General features: G+C 33.9%; 5 protein-coding genes, 1 rRNA gene and 1 riboswitch. Of the genes, 3 read left to right on the top strand and 3 right to left on the bottom strand.

Going from position 1 to position 5,207, the window contains the following annotated elements; genetic code table 11:
• The 3 genes from AC1DCY_RS26730 to AC1DCY_RS26720 all read right to left on the bottom strand — a co-directional run.
• Nucleotides 1-73 (bottom strand): 16S ribosomal RNA (locus AC1DCY_RS26730); the annotation flags it as partial.
• A 682-nt stretch (nt 74-755) separates the two neighbouring features.
• Complete coding sequence (locus AC1DCY_RS26725) at nt 756-2,060, bottom strand: NCS2 family permease (protein ID WP_053594881.1); 1,305 nt, start codon at nt 2,058-2,060, stop codon at nt 756-758.
• A 131-nt stretch (nt 2,061-2,191) separates the two neighbouring features.
• A riboswitch (purine riboswitch) is annotated at nt 2,192-2,293 on the bottom strand.
• A 298-nt stretch (nt 2,294-2,591) separates the two neighbouring features.
• Entirely contained in the window at nt 2,592-3,260 is a 669-nt protein-coding gene (locus tag AC1DCY_RS26720) for an MOSC domain-containing protein (protein ID WP_477355582.1), read from the bottom strand.
• Nucleotides 3,261-3,643: 383 nt separating this feature from the next.
• On the opposite strand from AC1DCY_RS26720, the gene AC1DCY_RS26715 reads away from it, so the two are divergent.
• From AC1DCY_RS26715 to AC1DCY_RS26705, 3 genes are read left to right on the top strand one after another with little or no spacing between them, the layout of a single operon-like run.
• A complete protein-coding gene (locus AC1DCY_RS26715; RefSeq protein ID WP_477355579.1) occupies nt 3,644-4,084 on the top strand; it encodes a LytTR family DNA-binding domain-containing protein in 441 nt (146 codons plus the stop codon).
• The gene (locus tag AC1DCY_RS26710; protein ID WP_477355576.1) at nt 4,081-4,497 is read left to right on the top strand and encodes a hypothetical protein; all 417 of its coding nucleotides are present in this window, start codon (nt 4,081-4,083) and stop codon (nt 4,495-4,497) included. The genes AC1DCY_RS26715 and AC1DCY_RS26710 overlap by 4 nt, the downstream gene beginning before the upstream one ends.
• Nucleotides 4,498-4,507: 10 nt before the next feature.
• On the top strand, nt 4,508-5,050 hold the full coding sequence (locus tag AC1DCY_RS26705; RefSeq protein WP_477355573.1) for a DUF7010 family protein: 543 nt from the start codon (nt 4,508-4,510) through the stop codon (nt 5,048-5,050).
• The last annotated feature ends 157 nt before the right edge of the window (nt 5,051-5,207 follow it).

The following is a 5,207-nucleotide window of genomic DNA, read 5'->3' as shown; positions in this document are numbered from 1 at the left end:
CTGTTCGCTCGACTTGCATGTATTAGGCACGCCGCCAGCGTTCGTCCTGAGCCAGGATCAAACTCTCCATAAAAGAAATTTGATTAGCTCAAATTGTTTTGCTGGCATCATGTTTGATGTCCAAAATTTTGTTTCGTTCACTAACTCAARGTTAGYTACTAAAAACTTTATTGATTACGTTTTGCTTGTTCAGTTTTCAAGGTTCATTAGTTCGTCACATTTAAGTGACTTTCTATACTTTAACATGTTGTTAACTCTATGTCAACCATTCATGTTTGTATTTTTTAAATTGTTGTTTGTTTCGTAACAACGTTTATAAATATATCACCTTAATATTAAGTTTGCAAGTGAATTATTAAAGTAAAACTATTCTAAATAAATCAATTGCGCCTCGGCAAAATTGCGTCCGAAGGCTTTAACTTCTTTCAGCAGCTGTTTGTACACCTGCTGAAAGAAGTTAAAAGGAGTTTCTTCTATAATATATAAATCAACTTCACCACATAAACTCTTATATGCTTCTATTGAAAAGTGCCTCTACAAAAACGGCCCTTTCCGATTATTTTAACTTGCTCTGATTTCTCTCATTAATTGCTCCCCTTTTTCTCCGGAAGAATTTAATGCAGTTTAATTACCATTAAGATCGTTTTATATATTAACTAGCTTTAAATTCTCCAATAAGAAAAACACCTGCAATCGTTAGTTTCGTTTTCTAACAATTGCAGGTGCTGTTTATATTTCGATTTGTGTATTTATTATTAGCGTACCCAGATAAAGTATGCAAGGAAGACAAAGAATAATCCGTACATCATAGGGTGAATTTCTTTTTTTCGACCTGCTAAAAGCATAGTTATTGGATAGAATACAAAACCTATTGCAATACCAGTAGCAATTGAGTAACCAAGAGGCATCATTATTACTGTAAAGAAAGCAGGTACTGCAATTTCAAATTTATCCCAATCAATTAAACGTAATGAAGATACCATCAGAACACCAACAATAACTAGAGCTGGCGCCGTTACTGCTGGAGTAACCACAGCAAGTAATGGTGAGAAGAATAATGCTACCAAGAATAGCATTGCCGTTACAACAGCAGAGAAACCTGAACGAGCACCTGCTGCTACACCAGATGTTGACTCAACATAAGCTGTAGTTGTTGATGTACCAAATAGAGAACCGATCGTTGTTGCAAGAGCATCCGCCATTAATGCACGGCTTGCACGTGGTAATTTATTATCTTTTACTAATCCTGCCTGTGTCGCAACTGCCATTAAAGTACCTGCTGTATCAAAGAAATCTACAAACAAGAACGTTAAGACAACTACTAAAAATTTAACATTTAATAATGAACCGAAGTCATGGAAAATTGGATCTAAAGCTACCATAAATGTAGAGTCCACACTCGGAATTGCTGAAACAACTGCTGTAGGAGGTTCAATAACACCTGTAATCATACCAACAATCGCTGTTACAACCATCCCTAGGAAAATACCAATACTACGTAGTTTAATAATAAGAATAATTGAAAGGACAATCCCGAATACAGCTAGTAAAGTTGCACCAGTGAATGTTCCTAAAGTCACCAATGTAGCTGGGCTAGCGACTATAATGCCTGCTCCTTGTAAACCTACAAAAGTTATAAATAAACCAATACCTGCTGAAACTGCATATTTAAGTTGTACTGGAATTGCATTAATTACTGTTTCACGAATACCTGTTAACGAAAGAATGATAAAGATAACCCCTGAGAAGAAAACACCTGTTAAACCAGTCTGCCAAGGAATACCGTAAGCTCCAACAACAGTGAAAGCAAAGAATGCATTTAAGCCCATACCAGGAGCAAGGGAAATTGGGAATTTAGCGAATATACCCATAATCAGAGAACCTACTGTTGCTGCTAATGCTGTAGCTACGAATACAGCACCTTTATCCATTCCTGCATTTTCTAACATACCAGGGTTAACAGCTAAAATGTAAGCCATGGCAAGGAATGTAGTAATACCACCTATTATTTCTCGGCGATAATTAGTTCCTAGTTCATCGAACATGAAATACTTTTTCATTTTAAAGAAATCCTCCGTATGGTCGTCTTCAATATCGAAAACAAAAAAGACACACTGACTACTCTACTAGTCGCATGTCTACGATACATTTCAACACAGTTATGTGAGAAATTAATTAGTGTCTATACATTGGTATATATAACTAAAATCGTAGTCAAGTTATTTACGGTAACTTGGTAGAAACTCACGGGCCTTATCCCCGACATTATACGACGACATATTTAATTTACAATCGTAATATATCATTTCACTTTTCAGATTTCAACCCTATTTCCGAACATTTTTCACAAAAGTTATACGAAAGTTCGTGTAAAATTCTTTTTTAATGTTCACATTTTAAGAAATCGTTGCATAAATAGGTCAGGACTGAACGTTTTAAAATAAAAAATCCCCTAGGATTCATTCGAATTCTAGAGGATTTCAACTTCTTTCAGCAACGTTTTATGTAGCGAAAGCAAAGCGACAGCTACAATTATGCCGAGGGATAATTGATTACAGCGATTACAGGAGAGCTCCCTTGATCCCATATGTTTAATTCATCACTTTACTTTGCAAGAGTTGAATTCTTTTTTCTAATTTTTGTTTCCAATCTTCTGCTAATGCATCAACTGCTTGTATACGTTTCATCGCAAGTGCGTCTTTGTTTTTAAAATACACTTCGTTGCAATGTAAAACTGAAATACGTTCAGGGTGCTTTTCCACTAATTCAATTTTTGAATCTGCACAGATTGTCCCTTCTTCTAGTACACGAGCAAGGAAGCCTGTATAACCTGTTTCAATTAAACGTTTGAGTAATATGTTCGCCTCAGTATATTTATCAATCGTACTACAAGGTACACGTCCTTGGGTAACTTGGATGACAGCATCACCTATTTTATAAATATCACCAATGCAAATTTCCGCTTCCAACATATTCGTTACTGTTAAGTTTTCACCGAATGCTGCTGTCGGCAACGGTTTACCAAGTTCCTGTTCCCATTGTATGTAATGCTCCGCAGGATATAAACAAACGGCACGGTCAGGACCGCCATGATGTTTTTTATCTGCTACATCGTCCCCCTCAAATCCACGAACGGACAAATATACTTCTTGTACTTTTCGTTTTTCAATCCCTGTAATCATTGAGCGCCCATTACTATAATGCAACTCTTTCGGCATACCAATAGCAAGTGTGTGAATCATCGCTATATTTTTTTCCATTTCTGTCCCCCCTAAACTAAACAACTACATAGAGTCCTATTTATATTCATTAGTTTACTATACCTAACGCTTCGAAAGTATTATCCTTAAAGAAAGAATTTCAAGGTCTGTAATATATTGCAGCTTAACATCCTCTACTTTCCCAATCCCTAATTCCATAAAAACATACACTCATATACAAAAAAGAGTGGAATTTTCGGATACTTGAAGCACCACAAACCTTTCGGCACTCCATATCCGACCTCACACTCATCCCACACCTGAAGGATTGGGCTTTCCTGTTTGGAAAATCTGTAACAAAGCCTTTTTTTTTTGCAACAAAACGAAAAATCATCGTAAGTTCTGAGAAGTGTTGCTACGATTAAAACAGAAAGGAGATCCACATGAAATTCAACTACATTTGGAAAAACAATCAATCATCTTCTGAAATTGAGATTATCAGTAATCCATCGAATAAAGAATTGCTTTCTACAATTGAGCAGCATTTTTTTCAATCTATAACATTAAGCGCAACAGATTTCAAAACAAATCGGCAGGTTATGATTGAACTCAATGACATCGAAGTAATTGAAGCATCTGGTCATTTTACCAAAGTCTTTTTAATAGATGGTACAGAGCTATTGTTGAATAAGATTTTAAAAGAATTATCTTACTTGGAGTCTTTCGGATTGGTTAGAATCAATAATTCAATGATTTTGAATTTGAAGCAAATACGCTCATTTGCTTCGGGAAGTCACGCTAGATTGGAAGTTATTACAAAACAACAAAATAAGTATATTGTCAGTAGACATTATGCAAAATCTATTAAGGAGAAATTGATATGATAAAAGACTTAAAAAATAGCTTTTTATACGTTTCATTTTTGGGGTTGATTTGGATTGTTTTCTTAATTACTATTTTTAATCTTCACGAAGAAACAGTCAACTTTCTTTACATTTGGAATTTAATTGGTATTAGTGTTCTGATGGGGATTGTTTTTGGTATAGCTTATCCATATTTGTGGAATTACTCAACATTAAAAGTAACATCTAAAATTACTATTAGTACTTTTTTGAATTTCTTCTGTTGCTTAGGAAGTGTATATCTTTTTTCACTGAAAGCATTTGTAATTATCAAACCTTATTTATTGCTAATTTTATTGATAACGTTGATTGGTCATATCATCGGATTTTATTTTTTCTCAAAATATGAAAATAAAAAAATAGCGGATAGTTTGAATAGATCGCTTGAAAATTAAGGAGACTGAAATGAACCTCAATACTAGCTTACAAGTACTATTAAACGATATTGCTCAGAAACAAAAGAAGGGGCTTCCTTTTATAATGGCCTCAATATTTATTTGGGGAGTTATCACAATAATCGCGTTGCTACCTTTAGATTTAATGATAAAAAATATTGGTATTTTATCTTGTGGTGCATTGCTGTTTCCTGTTTCAATTCTTTGTGCCAAAATATTAAATGTTGATTTATTTTATAAAGAAAATCCATTGATTAATGGACTATTGATTGCAACAAACAATCAAATTTTATATTTAATTATTTGTATTCTTCTATTACTTAAAGCACCTATGTGGGTCTTACCTGTATATGCAATTATTTACGGTGCACATTTGTTACCATACTCATTCTTTTATCAATCAAAAAATTATCGATATAGTTCAATATTTATTTGTATAGCTATTTTGATAAGTATAATTTTCTTCCATTTAAATATTATTTTTGTCCCTCTTATCGTAGAAATTGGTGTACTTTTCTTATTTTTAATGCTAAAAAAAGAAATTAAAAGCTAGTCTGAAAAAAATTAAAGTGTACCCTTTGTAAAGGACATTTTGAAAAAAAGCTAGGCGACTTTTTGAAGCTGCTGTCTGTATTTTGCAGGCGGCAGCTTTTTCAAGTTCCATTGCCCTCGATAATGGTTGTAATACATCATATAACTTTTCACTTCTC

Source organism: Lysinibacillus sp. 10T31, assembly GCF_056394365.1.
Note: the sequence above shows the minus strand (reverse complement) of the source record. Positions and strands in the feature narration are given on the sequence as shown.